This is a genomic window from Methylobacterium sp. PvP105, from assembly GCF_017876975.1.
Taxonomy (GTDB): domain Bacteria; phylum Pseudomonadota; class Alphaproteobacteria; order Rhizobiales; family Beijerinckiaceae; genus Methylobacterium; species Methylobacterium radiotolerans.
Map to the genome: position 1 here is coordinate 1617397 of NZ_JAGIPA010000001.1, position 19362 is coordinate 1636758.

The 19362-nt window shown below is 72.4% G+C and carries 23 protein-coding genes and 1 tRNA gene; 12 read left to right on the forward strand and 12 right to left on the reverse strand.

Going from position 1 to position 19362, the window contains the following annotated elements; all coding sequences use genetic code 11:
- The first annotated feature begins 181 nt into the window (after positions 1 to 181).
- Both leuC and J3A75_RS07770 read left to right on the forward strand, forming a co-directional pair.
- The gene (leuC, locus tag J3A75_RS07765; protein WP_012317768.1) at positions 182 to 1594 is read left to right on the forward strand and encodes a 3-isopropylmalate dehydratase large subunit; all 1413 of its coding nucleotides are present in this window, start codon (positions 182 to 184) and stop codon (positions 1592 to 1594) included.
- A gap of 67 nt (positions 1595 to 1661) precedes the next feature.
- Positions 1662 to 1746, forward strand: a tRNA-Leu gene (locus tag J3A75_RS07770).
- Between the two features lie 560 nt (positions 1747 to 2306).
- Here J3A75_RS07770 and J3A75_RS36995 read toward each other — a convergent pair.
- The 4 genes from J3A75_RS36995 to J3A75_RS07785 all read right to left on the reverse strand — a co-directional run bounded on the left by J3A75_RS36995 (position 2307) and on the right by J3A75_RS07785 (position 3953).
- Positions 2307 to 2441: a hypothetical protein gene (locus J3A75_RS36995; protein WP_012317769.1), complete on the reverse strand. Its 135-nt coding sequence runs from the start codon at positions 2439 to 2441 to the stop codon at positions 2307 to 2309.
- A gap of 415 nt (positions 2442 to 2856) precedes the next feature.
- Positions 2857 to 3072 (reverse strand): hypothetical protein, encoded by a 216-nt coding sequence (locus J3A75_RS07775; RefSeq protein WP_012317770.1) that lies wholly within the window; start codon positions 3070 to 3072, stop codon positions 2857 to 2859.
- Positions 3073 to 3076: 4 nt separating this feature from the next.
- Positions 3077 to 3496, reverse strand: a complete 420-nt coding sequence (locus tag J3A75_RS07780; protein ID WP_024830971.1) for a thiol-disulfide oxidoreductase DCC family protein — start codon at positions 3494 to 3496, stop codon at positions 3077 to 3079.
- Positions 3497 to 3500: 4 nt separating this feature from the next.
- Positions 3501 to 3953 (reverse strand): hypothetical protein, encoded by a 453-nt coding sequence (locus tag J3A75_RS07785; RefSeq protein WP_012317772.1) that lies wholly within the window; start codon positions 3951 to 3953, stop codon positions 3501 to 3503.
- A 268-nt stretch (positions 3954 to 4221) separates the two neighbouring features.
- On the opposite strand from J3A75_RS07785, the gene J3A75_RS07790 reads away from it, so the two are divergent.
- Positions 4222 to 5277 (forward strand): zinc ribbon domain-containing protein, encoded by a 1056-nt coding sequence (locus J3A75_RS07790; RefSeq protein ID WP_058608166.1) that lies wholly within the window; start codon positions 4222 to 4224, stop codon positions 5275 to 5277.
- Between the two features lie 25 nt (positions 5278 to 5302).
- On the opposite strand, the gene J3A75_RS07795 is transcribed toward J3A75_RS07790, so the two are convergent.
- Positions 5303 to 6382: a tartrate dehydrogenase gene (locus J3A75_RS07795; protein WP_209649924.1), complete on the reverse strand. Its 1080-nt coding sequence runs from the start codon at positions 6380 to 6382 to the stop codon at positions 5303 to 5305.
- Positions 6383 to 6531: 149 nt separating this feature from the next.
- Here J3A75_RS07795 and J3A75_RS07800 point away from each other — a divergent pair, with 149 nt between their 5' ends.
- The 4 genes from J3A75_RS07800 to J3A75_RS07815 all read left to right on the forward strand — a co-directional run bounded on the left by J3A75_RS07800 (position 6532) and on the right by J3A75_RS07815 (position 9486).
- The gene (locus tag J3A75_RS07800) at positions 6532 to 7266 is read left to right on the forward strand and encodes a response regulator (protein WP_012317775.1); all 735 of its coding nucleotides are present in this window, start codon (positions 6532 to 6534) and stop codon (positions 7264 to 7266) included.
- A complete protein-coding gene (locus J3A75_RS07805; RefSeq protein WP_209649926.1) occupies positions 7266 to 8639 on the forward strand; it encodes a cell wall metabolism sensor histidine kinase WalK in 1374 nt (457 codons plus the stop codon). The genes J3A75_RS07800 and J3A75_RS07805 overlap by 1 nt, the downstream gene beginning before the upstream one ends.
- Before the next feature lie 181 nt (positions 8640 to 8820).
- Entirely contained in the window at positions 8821 to 9084 is a 264-nt protein-coding gene (locus tag J3A75_RS07810; protein ID WP_012317777.1) for a GCG_CRPN prefix-to-repeats domain-containing protein, read from the forward strand.
- Between the two features lie 66 nt (positions 9085 to 9150).
- On the forward strand, positions 9151 to 9486 hold the full coding sequence (locus tag J3A75_RS07815; protein WP_209649929.1) for a GCG_CRPN prefix-to-repeats domain-containing protein: 336 nt from the start codon (positions 9151 to 9153) through the stop codon (positions 9484 to 9486).
- A 30-nt stretch (positions 9487 to 9516) separates the two neighbouring features.
- On the opposite strand, the gene J3A75_RS07820 is transcribed toward J3A75_RS07815, so the two are convergent.
- The 4 genes from J3A75_RS07820 to J3A75_RS07835 form a co-directional block, all read right to left on the reverse strand.
- Positions 9517 to 10503, reverse strand: a complete 987-nt coding sequence (locus tag J3A75_RS07820; protein ID WP_012317779.1) for an inorganic phosphate transporter — start codon at positions 10501 to 10503, stop codon at positions 9517 to 9519.
- 15 nt (positions 10504 to 10518) lie between these two features.
- Positions 10519 to 11160: a DUF47 domain-containing protein gene (locus J3A75_RS07825; RefSeq protein ID WP_209649931.1), complete on the reverse strand. Its 642-nt coding sequence runs from the start codon at positions 11158 to 11160 to the stop codon at positions 10519 to 10521.
- Between the two features lie 138 nt (positions 11161 to 11298).
- Positions 11299 to 11556 carry a hypothetical protein gene (locus J3A75_RS07830; protein WP_012317781.1) on the reverse strand — a complete coding sequence of 86 codons (258 nt, stop codon included), beginning with the start codon at positions 11554 to 11556 and terminating at the stop codon, positions 11299 to 11301.
- A gap of 106 nt (positions 11557 to 11662) precedes the next feature.
- Positions 11663 to 11875 (reverse strand): hypothetical protein, encoded by a 213-nt coding sequence (locus J3A75_RS07835; RefSeq protein ID WP_012317782.1) that lies wholly within the window; start codon positions 11873 to 11875, stop codon positions 11663 to 11665.
- A gap of 258 nt (positions 11876 to 12133) precedes the next feature.
- Here J3A75_RS07835 and J3A75_RS07840 point away from each other — a divergent pair, with 258 nt between their 5' ends.
- Both J3A75_RS07840 and J3A75_RS07845 read left to right on the forward strand, forming a co-directional pair.
- The gene (locus J3A75_RS07840) at positions 12134 to 12346 is read left to right on the forward strand and encodes a hypothetical protein (RefSeq protein ID WP_012317783.1); all 213 of its coding nucleotides are present in this window, start codon (positions 12134 to 12136) and stop codon (positions 12344 to 12346) included.
- Positions 12347 to 12768: 422 nt separating this feature from the next.
- The gene (locus J3A75_RS07845) at positions 12769 to 12966 is read left to right on the forward strand and encodes a hypothetical protein (RefSeq protein ID WP_012317784.1); all 198 of its coding nucleotides are present in this window, start codon (positions 12769 to 12771) and stop codon (positions 12964 to 12966) included.
- A gap of 151 nt (positions 12967 to 13117) precedes the next feature.
- Here the strand turns inward: J3A75_RS07845 and murI are convergent, their stop codons facing one another.
- Positions 13118 to 13993: a glutamate racemase gene (gene murI, locus J3A75_RS07850; protein ID WP_029360622.1), complete on the reverse strand. Its 876-nt coding sequence runs from the start codon at positions 13991 to 13993 to the stop codon at positions 13118 to 13120.
- A gap of 298 nt (positions 13994 to 14291) precedes the next feature.
- Between murI and egtB the strand changes: the two genes are divergently transcribed.
- From egtB to J3A75_RS07865, 3 genes are read left to right on the forward strand one after another with little or no spacing between them, the layout of a single operon-like run.
- On the forward strand, positions 14292 to 15560 hold the full coding sequence (egtB, locus tag J3A75_RS07855) for an ergothioneine biosynthesis protein EgtB (protein WP_029360624.1): 1269 nt from the start codon (positions 14292 to 14294) through the stop codon (positions 15558 to 15560).
- Positions 15561 to 15578: 18 nt separating this feature from the next.
- Positions 15579 to 16553 carry an L-histidine N(alpha)-methyltransferase gene (gene egtD, locus J3A75_RS07860; protein ID WP_012317787.1) on the forward strand — a complete coding sequence of 325 codons (975 nt, stop codon included), beginning with the start codon at positions 15579 to 15581 and terminating at the stop codon, positions 16551 to 16553.
- Positions 16554 to 16580: 27 nt separating this feature from the next.
- Complete coding sequence (locus J3A75_RS07865; RefSeq protein ID WP_076728909.1) at positions 16581 to 17645, forward strand: adenylate/guanylate cyclase domain-containing protein; 1065 nt, start codon at positions 16581 to 16583, stop codon at positions 17643 to 17645.
- Between the two features lie 22 nt (positions 17646 to 17667).
- Here J3A75_RS07865 and J3A75_RS07870 read toward each other — a convergent pair whose 3' ends face one another.
- A complete protein-coding gene (locus tag J3A75_RS07870) occupies positions 17668 to 18966 on the reverse strand; it encodes a flavin monoamine oxidase family protein (protein ID WP_076728910.1) in 1299 nt (432 codons plus the stop codon).
- Positions 18967 to 19027: 61 nt separating this feature from the next.
- Entirely contained in the window at positions 19028 to 19312 is a 285-nt protein-coding gene (locus J3A75_RS07875; RefSeq protein WP_012317790.1) for a hypothetical protein, read from the reverse strand.
- Between the last annotated feature and the right edge of the window lie 50 nt (positions 19313 to 19362).

Consider the following 19362-nt stretch of genomic DNA (forward strand, 5'->3'; position numbering starts at 1 on the left):
CTGTGCGGGGTGGCGCGCCAGCGCGTCGGAGCCGCCGCGGTGACAACCGCGCGGATCAGCCGGGCGGCCAATCGACCGGCACAGGGCTCGCCTCTTTCGAAAACCGCGCGCGATGCCTACTAAGGACCACGCTTCATCGCGAGAGTTCTGCACCGACCCCATTCGCCGAAGACGAAGACCGATGACCAGCCCGCGCACCCTCTACGACAAGATTTGGGACGACCACGTCGTCGATGTCCAGCCGGACGGCTCCAGCCTCCTCTACATCGACCGGCACCTCGTTCACGAAGTGACGAGCCCGCAGGCGTTCGAGGGTCTCCGCGTGGCGGGACGCAAGGTGCGCCATCCGGAGAAGACGCTGGCCGTCGTGGACCACAACGTCCAGACCTCCGACCGGTCGCAGGGCATCGACGATCCCGAGAGCCGCACGCAGCTCGAGGCGCTCGCCGAGAACGTGCGCGACTTCGGCATCGAGTTCTACGACGCCCTCGACCGCCGCCAGGGCATCGTCCACATCATCGGCCCCGAGCAGGGCTTCACGCTGCCCGGCCAGACGATCGTGTGCGGCGATTCGCACACCTCGACGCACGGCGCCTTCGGGGCGCTGGCCCACGGCATCGGCACCTCGGAGGTCGAGCACGTGCTCGCCACCCAGACGCTGGTGCAGCGCAAGGCCAGGAACATGCGCGTCTCCGTCGACGGCACGCTGCCGCCCGGCGTGACCGCGAAGGACATCATCCTGGCGATCATCGGCGAGATCGGGACCGCCGGCGGCACCGGCCACGTCATCGAGTACGCCGGCGAGGCGATCCGCGCCCTCTCGATGGAGGGCCGGATGACGATCTGCAACATGTCGATCGAGGGAGGGGCCCGCGCCGGCATGGTCGCCCCCGACGCGACGACCTTCGCCTACGTGAAGGACCGCCCCAAGGCGCCGAAGGGCGCGGCCTTCGACGCGGCCCGCCGCTACTGGGAGAGCCTCGTCACCGACGCGGGCGCGCATTTCGACCGCGAGGTGCGCCTCGACGCGGCCAACCTGCCGCCGATCGTCAGCTGGGGCACGAGCCCCGAGGACGTGATCTCGGTGCAGGGCCGCATCCCGGACCCGTCCGAGATCGCCGACGAGAACAAGCGGCAGTCGAAGGAGAAGGCGCTGGCCTACATGGGCCTGACGCCGGGGACCCGGATCACCGACATCACCCTGGACCGGATCTTCATCGGCTCCTGCACCAACGGCCGCATCGAGGATCTGCGCGAGGTCGCGCGGGTCGTCGGCGACCGGAAGGTGCACGAGGGTGTTTCGGCGATGATCGTGCCGGGCTCCGGCCTCGTGAAGGCGCAGGCGGAGGCCGAAGGTCTCGACAAGATCCTGAAGGCGGCGGGTTTCGACTGGCGCGAGCCGGGCTGCTCGATGTGCCTCGGCATGAACCCGGACAAGCTGCGTCCGGGCGAGCGCTGCGCCTCGACGTCGAACCGCAACTTCGAGGGCCGGCAGGGTCCGCGCGGGCGCACACACCTCGTGTCTCCCGCCATGGCGGCGGCCGCGGCGGTGGCCGGACGCTTCGTCGACATCCGGGAGTGGCCGCAGGGCTGAAATCCCGATTGACGCCGGCGGCTCCGTTGCCTAAACGGAGCCGTCGCCGGCCGATGGCCGACGGCGAGCCCAGGTGGCGGAATTGGTAGACGCGCTGGTTTCAGGTACCAGTCTCGCGAGAGGTGAAGGTTCGAGTCCTTTCCTGGGCACCAAATGCCTGACAGCAGCCCGCCAAAGCCTTGGCGGGCTTTGTTGTTTCTAGAGGCCGAGAACTCCGGACCGGTCTCCGGGACCCCGCCGCGAGCCGTCGAGGTTCGGTTGACGGCCCGGATACCGGTCGCGCCTCCCTCGTTCGGGGATCGGCGGCGCGCATCCGGGTGTCGGGTCTTCGCCGACGCGGACCTGCCGAGGATCGGGCGCGCGGAGGCAGCGGTCTGCAGAACGAGGCGCTCGATGGCGTGGCCTGCCGGCCCTCACGCGAATCGTGCTGGCGGCCGTCGGACAGGCTGGGGGGCGAGGGGCCTGGCCGATTCGACGGAAGATCCCGGGCCCGGGCCAGCCACCGTGCGCCGCGGTCTCGGAACCGCACCACCGTCCCGCGCGTAGACCGGGCCTCGACATTCCCCAGCGAGATCACCTCGAACCGCCCGGCTCCGGCCGCGGCGGTTTTTTCGCGCCGGGCGTTCCGCTGGCGCGGTGCTCGCGACGGCGCGACATCCCTCCGGGGATCGTCGCTCGGCCCCGCCGGCACCGCCGCGCGGCGCGTCCTCGATCAGGCTGCGGTGACGCGACGGTAGCTCGCGGCGAACGCCTCGGCTTCCTCGTGCGTCAGATCGGTGACCACGAGCCCCGGCGCGTAGACCGTCCAGCGGCCGTCGTTGTCCTCCGACATACGGATCTCGACCACCGCGGACCTCCTCGATCTCGGGTAGAACCTTGCTGTCAGACTGACGATTCCCTGTGCGGGATCAATACCTCTTAAGATACTGGACGGCGCCCGACGCGGACGCGCGGGGCGCCATCCGCGGAAGCGCCCGGTCCACCGGCGCCGGTCCTGTTTCCGGAATCCCCGCGCGGGACCGCCGTTCCGCGGCACGCGGCACGTATCGGTAACCCCGGTCGGTCAATCTATCCTTGAGCCAAGTTGCGTATCGGCTCGGCTCACTCGCTGGTGAGATCAGGCGCTCCCCCGCCCCGTGAGCAGATCGGGGCGGGGCCGAGAGCGCGGGCGGCCTGGCAAGCCTTCTGCCGCGTCCCGATCCTATGTCCGACCTGCCGCCCGCGCCGCGTCGCGACAGGAGTGCGCAGGCCGGGCTGGACCGCTACAGCCAGCGCTCGTCGAGGTCGGTCGCGTTCCGGTCGGCGACGGGCTGCGTCTCGTCACCCTCGGCGAAGACCACCACGTCGTCCGGTCCGACATCGCGGGTCGCGTAGAAATCCCAGCGCCGGTGGATCACGCGCGGGCCGCCGAAGATCCGGTAGGCGTTCCAGTACCGGTCATCACGGAAGCCGACGTAGTGGACGCAGCGGGTGGCCATCGGCTCACCGCAGGCGGGCGATCAGCCGGGCCAAGCGCGGCCGCAGCGGCAGGGACAGCCGGTAGGCCAATTCGGCGAGCGGGAGCACCGGGCGCGCGCCCAGGACGCGCAGGTCGACCACGCGGCCGAGCCAGCGCCAGCCGGGCAGGGTCCGCCAGAGGCGCGCGAACGCGGCCGCACCGGAGATCAGCTGCCCGTCCGCGGTCCGGACGTGGAAGCGCCGCAGGGCCCGATCCCGGTCGAGATCCGGGCCGAGCACCGGCTCGGTCGCTCCGCGGCCGACATCGACGAAGGCGACCTGGCCCGCGCCGGCGCATCGGCGATACTGGTCGATCTCGGCGCGGCACAGCGGGCAGCCGCCGTCGTAGTAGACGCTGAGCGGCCCGTCGGAGCGTTCGTCGGCCGTGGCCGCGCCGGTGCCCACGGTCTCAGTTCGCCGCCGGGCTCAGGACCAGCTTGCCCTTGAAAGGCGCGTCGGCGTTGCGCGTGCTGGTGCAGGCGTACTCGTCCTGCCCGGCCTTCATCGTCCGCAGGCGCAGCGTGCCCTTCCCGTTCTGCTTGACCGTGTAGCCCTTCTCGCTGGCGACATGCACCAGGTCGCCGTCGGCGTGCAGCACGAGGCCGTTCTCGAACTGCCCGGGCGCGGTGATCGTCACCGGCGCGTCGGCGCTGCTCACGATGTTCAGCGCGACGTTGGTGTCGGCAGGAAGCTTGAGCTCGGCCGGGGCGCAGACCGGCTTGCCGTCCTTCAGGCTGATCGTCAGTTCCACGGGCGGCATCGCGTCGGTGGCAGGCTGCGGCAGGGGCTTGCCCTGAGCGAGAGCCGGCCCTGCGGCCAGGAGAACCAGGAGCGTCGCCGATCCGCGCACGAGTGTCAGCATGTGGAGTCAGTCCCGGTTGGAGGGTCGGCGCGGCCCGCGAGCGCACCGCCGGAAAAGGCGGTGCGCTCGGCGACGTTCCCGGGCGCAACGCCGCACCCGTCCGGGTACGGAGGGGTCCGATTGTCGGGATGCCGCCGATCGCGCTCGCGGCCCCGGTGGAGCCGCCCGTCCGCGGTGGCGGCACTCTCCCCTCAGGTTCGGCCCGCGTATCCCGGAACGCGACGCGGGATATAAGGACCCGCTACGGTTTTCGGCGAGGTCGATTCGCGTGCGGTCCGGTTCAAGGCTCTCCGAACGCTGGTTCACGCTGGCGCTCTGGCTCGTCGCGCTCGTCTTCGCGTGGTTCCTGATCGGGCTGGGATCGCTGGTCGTCGGCGATCTGCCGCAGGTGGAGCACCGCTACACCCTCGACCAGTTCCTCGACACCGACCAGGGCACGGCGTCGGCCGAGGCCCTCAAGCAGATCCGCCGGGAGCAGGACGACAACCGACGGAAGGTCGAGCAGGATCAGCTCGCCCTCGAGGCTGCGCAGTCCGCCTCCGAGGGCGCGCGCGAGACCTTCGCCAACTGGCTGAAGACTCGGGACGCCACCCAGCGGGTCGACCAGGATCCCGGGCTCGTCGCGCGCACCCAGCAGCTCGACGCGCTGAAGGCCGCCGAGCGCAGCGTCGAGGAGCGGCTCGCGGCCCTGGCGCGGACGGGGCTCGACCTGTCGGAGCGCGAGGCGGCGCAGCTGCGCGTGGACAGCGATCTGCGGGCGGCGGCGCAGGCGCGGCTCGACGCGGCCGAGCGCGGCCAGGAACTGCGCGTCTTCGGCTATCGCCTCGCCCTGACGCTGCCGCTGCTGGCCCTCGCCGGATGGCTCCTGCTCAAGCGCCGCCGCACCCGCAACTGGCCGTTCGTGTGGGGCTTCGCCTTCGCGGCGGCCTTCGCGTTCTTCGTCGAGCTCGTCCCCTACATGCCGAGCTACGGCGGCTACGTGCAGTACGGCGTCGGCGTGATCGTCACGCTGGTCGCGGGTCGCGCGGCGATCAACGCGCTGCACGCCTACCGCGCCCGGCAGGCGGTGGTGGAGGCGCGCCCGGACGCCGAGCGGCGGACCGAGATCGCCACCGACCAGGCCCTGGCGCGCCTCGCCAAGAAGGCGTGCCCCGGCTGCGAGCGGCCGATCGCCCTCGACGACGCGAGCACGAACTTCTGCCCCCATTGCGGCCTCGGCATCTTCGCGCACTGCCCGTCCTGCGCGCAGCGCAAGAGCACCTTCGAGCGCTTCTGCCGGGCCTGCGGCACCCGGAGCCCGGATCTCGCGAGCGCGGTGACCTGAGGCCGCCCGGACACCCGGTTGCGCCTCAGGCGTTGTCGCCCCGGATCGCCGCGATGACCGCGTCGGTGACCTGACGGGTCGTCGCCGTGCCGCCGAGGTCCGGCGTGTGCAGCTCTGGATCCGCCGTGACCCGCTCGACCGCGCGCATCAGCCGGTCGGCCGCCGGCTTCTCGCCGAGGTGCTCCAGCATCTGACACGCCGTCCAGAAGGTCGCGATCGGGTTGGCGATGCCCTTGCCGGTGATGTCGAAGGCCGAGCCGTGGATCGGCTCGAACATCGACGGGAAGGTCCGCTCCGGGTTGATGTTGGCGGTCGGTGCGATGCCGAGCGACCCGGCGAGCGCCGCCGCGAGGTCCGACAGGATGTCGGCGTGCAGGTTCGTCGCCACGATCGTGTCGAGGGTCTCGGGCTTCGTCACCATCCGCATCGTCATGGCGTCGACCAGCATCTTGTCCCAGGTCACGTCCGGGAAGTCCTTCGCGACCGCGGCGGCGATCTCGTCCCACATCACCATGGCGTGGCGCTGGGCGTTGGACTTGGTGACGACGGTGAGCAACTTGCGCGGGCGGGAGCGGGCGAGCTCGAAGGCGTAGCGGAGGATCCGGTCCACGCCCGAGCGGGTCATCATCGAGACGTCGGTGGCGACCTCGTTGGGATGGCCCTGGTGGACCCGGCCGCCGACGCCCGCATACTCGCCCTCCGAGTTCTCGCGCACGATCACCCAGTCGAGTTCCGGACCCGAGACGTTGCGCAGCGGGCTGGTGATGCCCGGCAGGATCCGGGTCGGGCGGACATTGGCGTACTGGTCGAAGGGCTGGCAGATCGCGAGCCGCAGGCCCCAGAGGGTGATGTGATCGGGCACGTCCGGCGCCCCCACGGCGCCGAAGAAGATCGCGTCGTGGTTCCGGATCTGCTCGCGGCCGTCGGCCGGCATCATCACGCCGTGCTTCTTGTAGTAGTCCGAGCCCCAGTCGAAATGGTCGAACCGGAAGGCGAAGGAGCCGGCCTTCTCGGCCAGCGCGTCGAGCACCTCGATGCCGGCGGCGATGACCTCGACGCCGATGCCGTCCGCGGGAATGGCCGCGATGGTGTAGGTCTTCGTCATGGGTGTCTTCTCGAGCGTCTTCGGGGGCGAGGCGAGTAAGCGAACCCTGACGGTGGCGCGGGCTCGGCGTCCGGATCGGGACGTGTAACGTTTTGTGACACCGCGCAGTTTCGCGTTGCCGAGCCGACCACCGCCCCTATGCTCGCCCGATGCACGAGGGCACCACCATCGCCATCGTCGAGGACGATCCCGACATCCGGGCCCTGCTCGCCGGCTACCTGGAGGGCGAGGGGTTCCGCACCGTTGCCCTCGACGGTGGCGCGGCCCTCGACCGCCTGCTCGCGTCGGGCGTCGCGCCGCACCTCGTCGTCCTCGACTGGATGCTGCCCGGCGAGGACGGCCTGTCCATCTGCCGCCGCCTGCGTGAATCGGGCGGGCCACCCATCGTGATGCTGACCGCCAAGGATGAGGACATCGACCGGGTCCTCGGACTGGAGATGGGCGCCGACGACTACGTCTCGAAGCCGTTCAACCCGCGGGTCCTGCTGGCCCGGATCCGCGCGGTCCTGCGACGGGCCCACGGCGCCGGCGTCCAGGCCGCCGAGGCCGCGAGCGAGCGGCTGAGCGTCGCCGACCTCGTGGTCGATCTCGCGGCCCGCACGGTGCTCACCGGTGAGCCCGCCGCCGAGGTCCCGCTGACCAGCGCCGAGTACGACCTGCTCCACTGCTTCGTCACCCGGCCGCAGCGTGTGCTCTCGCGCGACCAGCTCCTCGACTGGACCCGCGGCCGGACCGCCGACGCCTTCGATCGCACCATCGACGTCCAGGTGAGCCGACTGCGGCACAAGCTCGACGCCTCGGGCAGCCAGGCCGCGTCCCTGCTCAAGACCGTGCGCAACGCCGGCTACATCCTCGCCGCCCCGGTCCGCTCCGGAGCCCCGTGATGGGCCGCATCGGGCTCCTCGGGCGCATCATGCTGCTCCTGCTGGGCGCCCTCTCACTCCTCGTCCTCGCCACAGTGGCCCTGGATCACTGGCAGCGCCGGGAGGAGCGGTGGCCCACCGGCTCCCGCTTCCCGCGGGTCGATCAGGCTGCCGGCATCATGACGCTGCTGCGCGACGCGGATCCCGCCCAGAGACCGGCCATCCTGAGGGCGGTGAGCGGCGAGGTGCTGCGGGCGGAGATCGTCGACGCGTCGCCCGAGACGACCGACCTGATCCGCGAGCCCCACCTCGAAGCCCGGCTTCGCCGGATGACGGCGGAGCCGGCCGGCCGCGTCCAGGCCTACACCGACGCCGCCCTGCTGCGCCGCGGCGTCGATCCGGCCAACATCGACCCAGCGGAGCGCACCGGACCGGTCGGGCGCCTCGCGCTGGCGACCTACCGGCTGCCCGACGGCCGGTACGCGGTGATCACCGCGGCCCAGCACCATCGCTCGTTCATGCCGTGGCTGTTCGGCCAGCCGCTGAGCCTCTGGGTGGCGGTGCTGGGCGCCGCGGCGGCGGGACTCGTCCTGGTCGGCACGCGCCACGAACTCGCGCCGCTGCGGCGCCTGACCAACGCGGTCACCCGGTTCGACGGCCGCGCCCCGGAGCGGGTGAGCGCGCCCCGGGGCGCGCCGGAGATCCGGCGCCTCGCCCAGGCGGTGCAGGGCATGCAGGAGCGGATCGCGGGCCTCATGGCCGAGCGCTCGCTGCTGATCGGCGCCATCTCGCACGACCTCAAGACCTACCTGACCCGGCTGCGCCTGCGCGCGGAGGCGGTGGCGGAGCCGACGCTCCGGGACAAGCTGGTGGCGGATCTCGACGCCATGACCGAGCTGATCGACGCGTCGCTGGGATTCGCCCGCGGCACCGCGGTCGAGGCGACGCGGGCGCCTGTGGACCTCGCCGATCTCGTCGCCGTCGAGGTGGCCGAGCACGCCGCGCAGGGCGCCACGATCAGCCTGACCGGCGAGGAGGTGCGGGACGCCACGGTGGCCGGCGACGCGGTCGCCCTGCGCCGGGTCGTCGCCAACCTGATCGGGAACGCCGTCAAGTTCGGGCGCTCCTCGGTGGCGGTGGCGGTGAGCCGGGCCGGGACGGTCTGCCGGATCGTGGTCGAGGATGACGGGCCGGGCATTCCCGAGGCCGAGCGGACGGCGGTGTTCAGCCCGTACTACCGGGTCGAGCGCTCGCGCAGCCGGCAGACCGGCGGGACCGGCCTCGGCCTCGCCATCAGCCGGCAGATCGCCGAGGCCCACGGCGGCACGGTAGTGGCGGAGGCCGGTGCGGAAGGCGGCGCGCGGCTCGTCGTGACCCTGCCGAGCCTGTCCTGAAAGCGGGCGGCAACGAGCAGGCAACCGGCCGTTACACATCGTTACAGGACGGCGCGGCCCGGTCACATCCGGGAAGCGCGCGCGGACGAACCTTCGCTCACACGCCGCGGCGGATCCTCCGCCCCGGCGGCGGCGGTCGGCTCAAGGCCGGACTGCCCGATCGAGCGGAAGGAGATCATCGATGTTGAAGGTTCTCGTCCCGGCCGCGCTCCTCGTCGGCCTCGCGGTCCCCGCCTCGGCGCTGCCGCTGGTTCAGGACGCGGTCTCCGACGGGGCCGACGGCGCCCGGATCATCCAGGTCTACGGCGGCTGCGGTCCCTACGGGCATCGCGGCCCCTACGGCGGCTGCCGCACCGGCGGCCAGTGGGGCGGCTACGTTCGCGGCCGCTCGTGCCCGGCGGGCTTCCACATCGGCCCCTATGGGCGCCGTTGCTGGCCGAACTGAGCCGCCCCCCATTCCTCGCCCGGCCCCGCGGCCGGACTCCCGTCGAGACTTCGCTGGAGTTGAGTCATGATCCGCACCCTCGTCATGCCCGTGGCGCTCGCCGCTGGGGTTCTGATGGCCGGTTCGAGCGCCGAGGCGCGCGACGGCTGCGGTCCCGGCTTTCACCGCAACCTCTACGGCTGGTGCCGCCCGAATCTCGGTTATCGGCCGTTCGTCTACGTCCCGGTCTATCCGCGGGTCGGCTATCGGTGGCACTACGGCTACCGCTACCCTTGGCACCGGCGGTTCGCGTGGGGCGGCTATCGCTGGGGCGGGTTCCGCCATGCCGGCTGGCATGGGGGATGGCACGGCGGCTGGCATCATGGCGGCTGGCATCATGGCGGCTGGCGCCATCGCTGGTGAACCGGTGCCGGATCCGGCCGCGCCCGTCCCCTATGGCAGGACGAGCCCCGACGCCGCGTAGGTCAGGGCCGCGACCAGGGCCGCGGCCGGCATCGTGATCACCCAGGCGATCACGATGCCCTGCGCGACGTTCCAGCGGACCGCCGAGACCCGCCGCGCCGCGCCGACGCCGACGATCGCGCCCGTGATCGTGTGGGTGGTCGAGACCGGGATGCCGAAGGCGGTCGCGGCGAACAGTGTCGCGGCGCCGCCGGTCTCGGCGCAGAAGCCCTGCATGGGCGACAGCCGCGTGATCTTCGAGCCCATCGTGTGGACGATGCGCCAGCCGCCCAGAAGGGTACCGAGGGCCATGGCGGTCTGGCAGGACAGCACCACCCAGAGCGGCACGTGGAAGGCCCCGCTCTCGCCGTGGGCGTAGAGCAGGGCCGCGATGATGCCCATGGTCTTCTGGGCGTCGTTGCCGCCGTGGCCGAGCGAGTAGAGCGAGGCCGAGACGAATTGCAGGCCCCGGAACAGGCGGTCGACGGCGTGCGGCGTCGCGCGGACGAAGATCCACGAGACGGCCAGCATCAGCAGCAGCCCCAGGGCGAAGCCGAGGGCCGGCGAGAGGACGATGGCGGCGCTGGTGGCGATGACGCCGGGCCAGACGATCACGCCGACTCCCGCCTTGGCGATGCCGGCGCCCAGCAGGCCGCCGATCAGGGCGTGGGAGCTGGAGGACGGGATCCCGGCGTACCACGTGACGAGGTTCCACGTGATGGCGCCGCCGAGGGCGCCCATGATGACCCGATCGTCCACCGTGGCGACGTCGATGATGCCCGAGCCCACCGTGCCGGCGACGTGCAGGCCGAAGACCAGGAAGGCGACGAAGTTGAAGAACGCCGCCCAGAACACGGCGTAGCGGGGCGCCAGCACCCGCGTCGACACGATGGTGGCGATGGAGTTGGCGGCGTCGTGCAGCCCGTTCAGGAAGTCGAAGACCAGGGCGAGGACGATGAGGACGACGAGGAGCGTCACGCGGCGACCTGCGGCTCAGACATGTTCGACGACGATGCTGCTGATCTGGTTCGCCACGTCCTCGAACCGGTCCATGACCTTCTCCAGATGGCCGTACAGTTCGGACCCGACGAGGAAGGCCATGGGGTCCCGCCCCGAGGCCTTGAACAGGGCCTTCAGGCCGTCATTGTGCAGGTCGTCGGCCCGCCCCTCCAGCTCGATGACGCGCTCGGTCAGGCTGTTCAGCGCGGCGGCGTTCTCGCCGAGGGCCCGCAGCTTCGGCAGCGCCTCGGCGGTGACCTGTGCGGCTTCCTGGATGACCGCGCCCATCTCACGCATCGCCGGCTCGAAGGTGCTGACCTCGAAGAGCTGGACCGCCTTGGCGGTCTTGAGCATCTGGTCGATGGCGTCGTCGAGGGAGCCGACCAGGGCCTGGATGTCGCCGCGGTCGAACGGCGTGATGAAGGTCCGGCGGACCGCCAGCAGCGCCTCCCGGGTGATCTCATCCGCCGCGTCCTCGTGGGCCGCGATCGCCGCGTAGGCCGCCGGCACGGCCTGAGTCCCGTCGAGAAGGGAACGCAGCGCGGCCGCGCCATCCTCGAGCGTTCGCGCGTGGCGCTCGAAGAGGTCGAAGAACCGGTCCTCCCGCGGCATCAGGCCGCGAAACCAAGCCAGCATGTCGTGTCCGGATCGAGAGGTCGGCGCGTCGGCCGGGTGCGACAACACCCGGCAGGCACAACGGGCGAAAGCGCCGACCCGATCCGGAAGCCGGCAAACAATCCGTCGGGAGCATCGCCGGCCGGCGGCCGGCCCCGCTCAGCGGGCCGGGCTGGCGGCGGCGTGAAGCCAGCCGAAATCGACCGGGTAGCCGAGCCCGTGCAGCATCTTCACCCGCTTCCACGAGGCCGACCGCGCCGAGGCCGCGTCCTGACCGGCGTCGATCTCGGCGCTCTCCATCTCCTGCAGCTCGCGGGTCAGCGCCTCGCGCAGGCCTGTGGCCTTCATGTTGCCGAGCGCGGCGGTGAACGCCTGCTCGGCGATCCGAACCTGATCACAAATCTGACGCACGCTCATCAGTACCGATCCCTCCAGCCCGGCGTGAACACTGCATTTCCGCAGTCGATCGGAGGCTATCACGCGGGCCGTCGGCGGAAGATGTACGTCTTTGGTGCAGCGCCCGTCACCGCAGGGGGAGCAGGCGGAGGCGCCGCGTTGTCCGCGGCGGGCGCGCCCAGCGCCGCTTGCGCCCGAAGGTCCGGCGGGAATCGGAGAGGCGCGCGTCCACGTCCATCTTGCGACCCAACCGCGGCTGGACGCTGGCGCCGATCGCCACCAGCGCGGCCGACCCGATCAGCGCGACGAGTACCGCGCCCCAGAACACACTCTCGAACATCAGGCACTCCCGGACCGGAGTCCCGCCGCGGACCACTCGGAGACGCGGACGATCGTTGAGGAAGCTAGAACATTCCCGGTAATGCAATCAACGCCCTGTATCGAGCGGTATTCAACTGTCGACAACTGATTGCGTCGCCTCGACCGCCCAGGGTCGACGCGGGCGCAGTGTCCTTGCGCAGGATCTGTCCTTGCGCGGGATCAATGCGCGCGCCGCCCCGGTCTCCGACGATCCCCGCGCCAGACCGGAGCCAGAACCATGCGCCTCTATCGCGTCACCTTCTACAAGACCGTCGCGGACGATACTGGCCACGAGCACCGGGTGCGGCAGCGCTCGATCCTGGTCCGGGCGTCGTCGGAGGTGTCGGCCGTCTGGCAGGCCAAGGCGCTTCTCTGCGCCGACGCCCGGGTGGTCGACTGGCGCCTGCGCGCCGACAGCTGCGAGGTCGCGGCCCTGCCGGTCGCCGCGTAGGCCCGCCGGAGCGGCCCCGCGGGCGAGAAGATCGATCCGGCAGACAGGCATCTCCGGCCCGGACGACCGGGACAATCCGGCGGATCCGGCGCCCGGGCTCCGCGTCGCGGCCCCGGGATGACGGGGTGCTGCCTCCGCTCGGCCTCGAGACAGAGACCGCACCCCGATTGCAGCGTCGCCCGGTGCGGCACCGCACGCCGCGGGACCGAGCCCGTCCTGCTGCGGCCCCATTCCGCTGCGACAGCGCCCGGATCGGCGTGGCGATCGCCAGCGTCCGCTCCCGGTGCCTCGCGGTGGCGGCGACGATCCCGACGCCGTGCCCCGCGCCGTCGTCGCGGGCCGGCCCGATCGGGGCGGGTTTTACGAAGCGTTCATCCTCCGGGTGTCCGATCCGGGTTGTCAGAGGCGGGAAAGCGGAAGCGATGCCGAGCGAGACGAACCGAGTGACTCAGGATGCCCCGGCGCAGGAGCCGATCCTGGAGCTGTGGCGCATCCTTGCCCTCGCGCTGATCGTCGCGGCCGGCATGCTGTTCGTCCATCTCGTCGTTCCCGCCGAGGCAGACGCGGCCGCGGCCCCGGTCGCGACGGCGCAGACCGCGGGTGAGCACACCACTCGGTAGGGAGCGCCCTCTCGGAGGACGCCCTACGCGGCACCCGAGCGACCTGTCCGGCCGAAGCGGCGCAGCGAGAGACCTGCCGGGCTGAGCCGGTCACGCCCCGGTCGAGTCCTGATCGATCGAGTCCTGGCAGGACGCGAGGCGCCGCGGCGCCTCACTGCATCGGCAGCGGGACCGCCTCGACGGCGACGTCGCCGATGCCCCGGTCGGCGAGGGCCGCGCGCAGGGCATCGGTCAGGCAGGTGCCGGCCGTGAAGGCGCCGAGCGCCGAGCCGTGCCGGTCCGCCTCGCGGGGGCGGGGGCCGATCAGCTGCACCACGCGCCGGGCAATGGCGGGCGCCGGGTCGATCCAGGTGACCGGCCAGGGCGCCACCGCCTGGAGGCGCGGCAGCAGCAGCGGGTAATGGGTGCAGGCGAGGCAGACCACGTCGGTGCGCCGCCCGTCGGCCTCGGCGACGAAGCAGGGGGCGATCTCGGCGGCGAGGGCGGCGTCGTCCACCGGCGCGCCCGCGAGCTCGGCCTCCGCGAAGCCGGCGAGGTTCTGCGAGCCGACCAGCGTCACCGCGCAGGAGCCGGCATAGGTCGCGATCAGGTCGTGGGTATAGGAGCGCGCCACCGTGCCGGGCGTCGCCAGCAGCGTCACGAGCCGCGAGCGCGTCGCCTCGGCGGCCGGTTTGATCGGCGGCACGACCCCCACGAAGGGCGTGGTGAAGCGCTGGCGCAGAGCCGGGAGGACCAGCGTCGAGGCGGTGTTGCAGGCGATCACCACGAGGTCGGGCCGGTGGGTCGCGACCAGCCGTTCCATCACCGTGAGGACGCGCGCGACGAGGGTCGCCTCCGAGAGCCGGCCGTACGGGAAGGCCGCGTCGTCGCCCACGTAGACGTAGCGGGCGTCCGGGCGGGCGCGGCGCACGGCGTCGAGAACGGTCAGGCCGCCGAGGCCGGAATCGAACACCAGGATGGTCGGCTCGGCGGCGCAGCGCAGCGCGGCGGCGGACAGGCTGGCCCCGGCCATCAGATCGATCCGCATGAGAACCCCGGACTCCTCGAAGAGCGTCCCAAAATCTCGGCAGCGAGGGTTAAGGCAGTCTCACTGCGGCGAGAGAAAGACCCGTGATCCCCAACCCGTTCCGTTAACCGCCGCGCGGCCGCGGCGAAGACGCCGGAGACGCGCAGGTGGCCGCCCGACCTCGACGTCGAGCGAGCCCCCTGTCGCGGAAGAGCGCTGTCGCAGAGGTTGTCGGAGCACGGCCGGAACATATCTTCTGCGCGCCGGCCAAGGTCGAGAAGACGGTTCTCGGTTAGGCCCGAAACAAGGGACCATCGTCATGGCAGCGACAGCCGCACTGCGCCCGGACGAGACACGCGACCCTGCGGCACCGGCCTTCCCGCCGCCGCCGGTCACCGCCCGGCCGATCGACCGGGCCGCCTGGATCGCCGCCTACCGGCAGGTCCGGAGCGAGACCGAGCGCCGCGCCGCGCCGCTCTCCCCGGAGGATCAGCAGGTCCAGTCCATGGCCGACGCCAGCCCGACCAAGTGGCACCGGGCGCACGTCACGTGGTTCTTCGAGCAGTTCCTGCTCCGGGAGCACCTGCCGGGCTACGCGATCTATGACGCGCGGCTGCACTATCTGTTCAATTCGTACTACGTGGCGGCGGGTCCCCGTCAGCCGCGCATCCAGCGCGGCATGATCACCCGCCCGACCATGGCGGAGGTCGCCGCCTACCGGGCCCATATCGACCGCGCCGTCGAGGCCCTGCTGGGCCAGGCCTCCGAGCGCGCCCTGGAGGCGGTGCTGCCGATCCTGGAGATCGGCCTCTACCACGAGCAGCAGCACCAGGAGCTCCTCCTCACCGACATCCTGCACGCCTTCGCGCAGAACCCGCTCAACCCGGCCTACGATCCGGACTGGCGGTTCCCGAAGGCAGCGGCGCAGGACGGCCAGGTCACGCTCGACCGCGCGATCGCCTGGATCGGGCACGCGGGGGAGGGCTTCTCGTTCGACAACGAATCCCCGAGGCACGAGACGCTGATCCCGGCCGGCCGGATCGATCGGGCGCTCGTGACCAACCGCCAGTGGCTCACCTTCATGGAGGATGGCGGCTACGCCAAGCCAGAGCTGTGGCTCTCGGACGGCTGGTATGCCGGGCCGGCGGAGGGCTGGGAGGCTCCCGGCTACTGGCGCCGCGCCGGGGAGGGGTGGGCGACCATGACGCTGGGCGGCGAGCGCCCCGTGGACCTCGACGCGCCCGTCACCCACGTCAGCTACTACGAGGCTGACGCCTACGCCCGCTGGGCCGGCCGCTTCCTGCCGACCGAGTTCGAATGGGAGGTCGCGGCGCGCGACGGCGGCCTGCCGGACGCCTTCGGCCTCGTCTGGCAATGGACCCGCAGCGCCTACGTCCCGTATCCGGGCTACCGGCCGCTCCCGGGCGCGCTCGGCGAGTACAACGGCAAGTTCATGGCCAACCAGTTCGTGCTGCGGGGCTCGTCGGTGGCGACTCCCGAGGGCCATGCCCGGCTGCCGTACCGCAACTTCTTCTATCCGCACCAGCGCTGGCAGTTCACGGGCCTGCGCCTCGCCGATGCCGCCTGACGCGCCCCGGAGCCGCCCTTGACCATCAAGCCCACCTTCACCGACGCGACGCCGGTCACGCTGGACGCGCCGCCGCTGAGCTTCCTCGACGACGTCCGCGCGGGCCTCTCGAAGCCCCAGAAGGCCCTGTCGCCGAAATACTTCTACGACGCGGCCGGCTCCGCGCTGTTCGAGGCGATCACGCAGCTGCCGGAATACTACCCGACCCGCACGGAGATCGGCATCCTCGAGGCCTGCGGCCCCGAGATCGCCGCGCTGCTGCCGGCCCACGCGGCGCTGGTGGAGTTCGGCAGCGGCTCGACCGTGAAGCTGCGCCGGCTCCTGCACCATCTCGACACGCTGGCCGCCTACGTGCCGGTGGACGTCTCGGGCGAGTTCCTGCGCGGGCAGGCGGAGGCCCTGCGGGGCGACTTCCCGGACCTGCGGGTCGAGCCGGTCGTCGCCGACTTCACCCGCGACTTCGACCTGCCGGAGAGCCTGAACGGCCTGCCGCGCGCCGGTTTCTTCCCGGGCTCGACCATCGGCAATTTCGACCCGCACGAGGCCGAGGCGCTGCTGCGCCGGTTCGGCCGGATCCTGGGGCCGGGCGCCCACATGATCGTGGGCGTCGACCTCGTGAAGGACGCCGCGGTGCTGGAGACCGCCTACGACGACGCGCAGGGCGTCACGGCGGCCTTCAACCTCAACCTGCTGACCCGGATCAACCGGGAGCTCGCCGGCCGCTTCGAGCCCGGCGCCTTCAGCCACCGGGCGGTGTTCAACACCGACGCGTCGCGGATCGAGATGCATCTCGTGGCCCGCGACGCGCAGGCCGTGCGGGTCGGCGCCGACACCTTCCGCTTCGCGGCGGGCGAGACGATCCACACTGAGAGCAGCTACAAGTACACGCCGGCCACGTTCCGGGCGCTCACCGAGCGCGCCGGCTGGACGTGGCTGACGGTCTGGACGGACCCGGAGCAGCTGTTCTCGGTCCACGCGCTCCGGCTGGACTGAGGGTCGGCCGGGCAGGGGACGCGACCCATGCGTTTCAGCCCGCGCTGGTTCCTGCTGGTGGCGCCGGGTCTCGGCGCCCTGGCGGGACTGCTCTACGGGGCGATCTTCGGGATCGCCCCGCTGACCGGCACGGCGATCCGCGGCGCGATCATCGGCACGCCGATCCTGCTCTACGAGCGCCGGCTGCTGGCGCCGGGCCTGCGCGACCGCGTCCGCGGCCTCGCGACGCCGCTGTTCCTGCTCGCGACGGTCGCGCTCTACATCGCGCTCATCGTCGTCGGGAACGCCGTGGCCAGCACGGTGCTGAATCAGCTGTTCCGGTTCATGTACAGCGAGCGGAACGCGATGCTGATGTCGCAGTCCGGCCTGCTCTACGCGCTCGGCATCTCGGCCCTGGTGGTGTTCGTGTTCCGGGTCCGCGACCTGATCGGCCCCGGCGTCTTCGCCAACCTGCTGATCGGGCGTTACCACCGGCCGATCAGCGAGGAGCGGATCTTCCTCTTCCTCGACGTGACGGGGTCGACGCGCTTCGCCGACCGGTACGGCGACCGGGCCGCGCAGGCCTATCTCGGGCAGGTCTTCAACGCCCTGGCGCTGCCGGTGGCGCACGCCCGCGGCTCCATCGATGACTACGTCGGCGACCTGGCGCTGGTGACCTGGACGATGGAGCGGGGCCTGCGCGACGCCGCCTGCCTGCGCTGCGTCTTCGCGTTCCAGGAGCGGCTCGCCGCCGAGGCGGAGAACTGGCGCGGCCGCTTCGGACAGGTGCCGCAGTTCCGCGCGGCGCTGCATTGCGGGCCGGTGGTCACCGCCGAGATCGGGCTGGAGCGGCACAAGATCGCGTATTTCGGCGACGTCGTGAACACGACGGCCCGGCTGGAGGCGCTGTCGAAGACCCTGGGGGTCGACGTCCTCGTCTCGGCCGACCTCCTCGCCCGGATGGGGCCGTTGCCGGACGACCTCGTGGCGGAGGATCTCGGCAGCCACGCCCTGCGCGGCCGCGCCGAGCCCCTGGCCGTGGCGGCGGTCCGGCGCCGGGTCGCCGTCGCGGCGCCGGTGCGGCCGCTGCCGGGCCGCGCCGCGACCGCCTGATCCGGCCGCGGCGGACGGCCGCTCAGGCGCCCAGCGCCTTCAGCACCGCCCGCGCGGCGCGCTCGCCGTCGAGCGTCGCCCCGCCGACCGTCATGGCGCCGCCGCCAGCCAACGCCTCGCCGGCGAAGAACAAGCGCCCGCCCACCGGCGCGCGCAGGCGGTCGCGGGCCTCCGCGTGGCCGGGGGCGGCGATCGAGTAGGAGCCCCGCGCGTGCGGATCCGTCCACCAGCCGGCGAGGCGGCCTGCCTCGACGGCGCTCCGGGCGCCGCCGCCGAGCACCGCGACGAGTCGCTCGGTGGCGAGCGCCACCGCCTCCGCCTCGCCGGCCCGGCACAGGTCCCGCGCCAAGTCGCCCCCGAGATTGGCCACCGCCAGGGACCGGCCGAAGGGCTGCATCTCGAAGTACATGGTCGGTCCGCCCGTCGCGGCCGAGACCGCGTCGCCGAGGGCGGCTCCGTCGAGGCGTGCCGGGTCGAGGCGCAGGCCGATCTTGGTGTAGGCGCCCATCGACAGGCCGTCGAGCGCCGTCCGGGCGGCCTCCGGCAGGGCCGGCGTGAACGCCACGGCCCCGGCCTTGAGCACGCCGACCGGCACCGTGACGATCGCGGCGGCGGCCGCGATCGTGCCCCGCGCCGTCTCGACCCGGACCCCTCGGCCCGACCAGTCGATCGCCCGCACGGGGCAGCCGAGGCTGACCGGGAGGTCGGCGAAGTGCCGCGCCACGAGGTCGCCGTAGCCGTCGATCCACAGGTCGGAGCCGGACCAGAGCCGGTCGTAGTCGACGGCCGAGACCCGCTCGGGATCCTCGCCGAGGGAGAGTCGGCTCAGACCGGCCGCGGCCGTGGCGGCGTCCGGACCGCCGGCCCGGGCCGCCTCCGCCAGGGACGGGTCGCCGGCCTTCGGGGCGAGCAGCGCGTCGAGGCCGGAGAAGCCGGCGCGCCGCTGCGCCGCCTCGGCGGCGGTGGCGGGACGGCCGTCGATCACGAGCTTGCGCGCCCAGCCGTCCTCGCGGGCGACGGGCGCCTGCGCCGCCCGGGCGATCGGGGCCCAGGGGTTGCGCTCGGCCCAGTGGATGTACTCGGCGCCGGCGTCGAACCGGCACGCGGCGCCGAGCGCCCGGTCGGTGAAGGCGCGGCCGCCGATCCGCTCCCGCGCCTCGACGAGGGTGAAGCTCTGCCCGGCGGCCCGCAGGAGGGCGGCCGCGGCGAGCCCGGCGGCTCCGGCGCCGACGACGACCACGGGTCCGCCGCTGGCCCGGCCGCGGAGGGCCGGCATCGCCAGGAGGGGAGCAGCGAGAAGCGATCGTCGAGTCGGTGTCATGAACGCGCCCGCGCGGATCCGTCCGGAGGCGTCGGCCTCCGCGCGCGGGCTGCGCGGCGCGCTACCCGCGCGCGCCCTGGCTGCCCGAGCGCTTCTCCATCATGGCCTTGACCTGCATCAGCTGGTCCCAGACCTGGCCCGGCGAGGTGCCGAAGAAGTCGAAGCCGGCGGCGATGCCCCAGTAGATGCCGAAGCAGATGAACGGCACGAGCACCCAGGCGAGCACCTCCTCGCCGCGGCGGCGCCGCTGGCGACGCCGGCGCCGCTCCTCGCGCCGGGTGAGCTTCTTGGGGGGCGCCGGCTGCGCGACGGGGGACAGAGGTCCCTCGTGCAGGTTGTCAGTCATCGGGCGCCTCCTCGCCGCGGCGCATGCGCGTCGCGGCGGTCATAGACCGG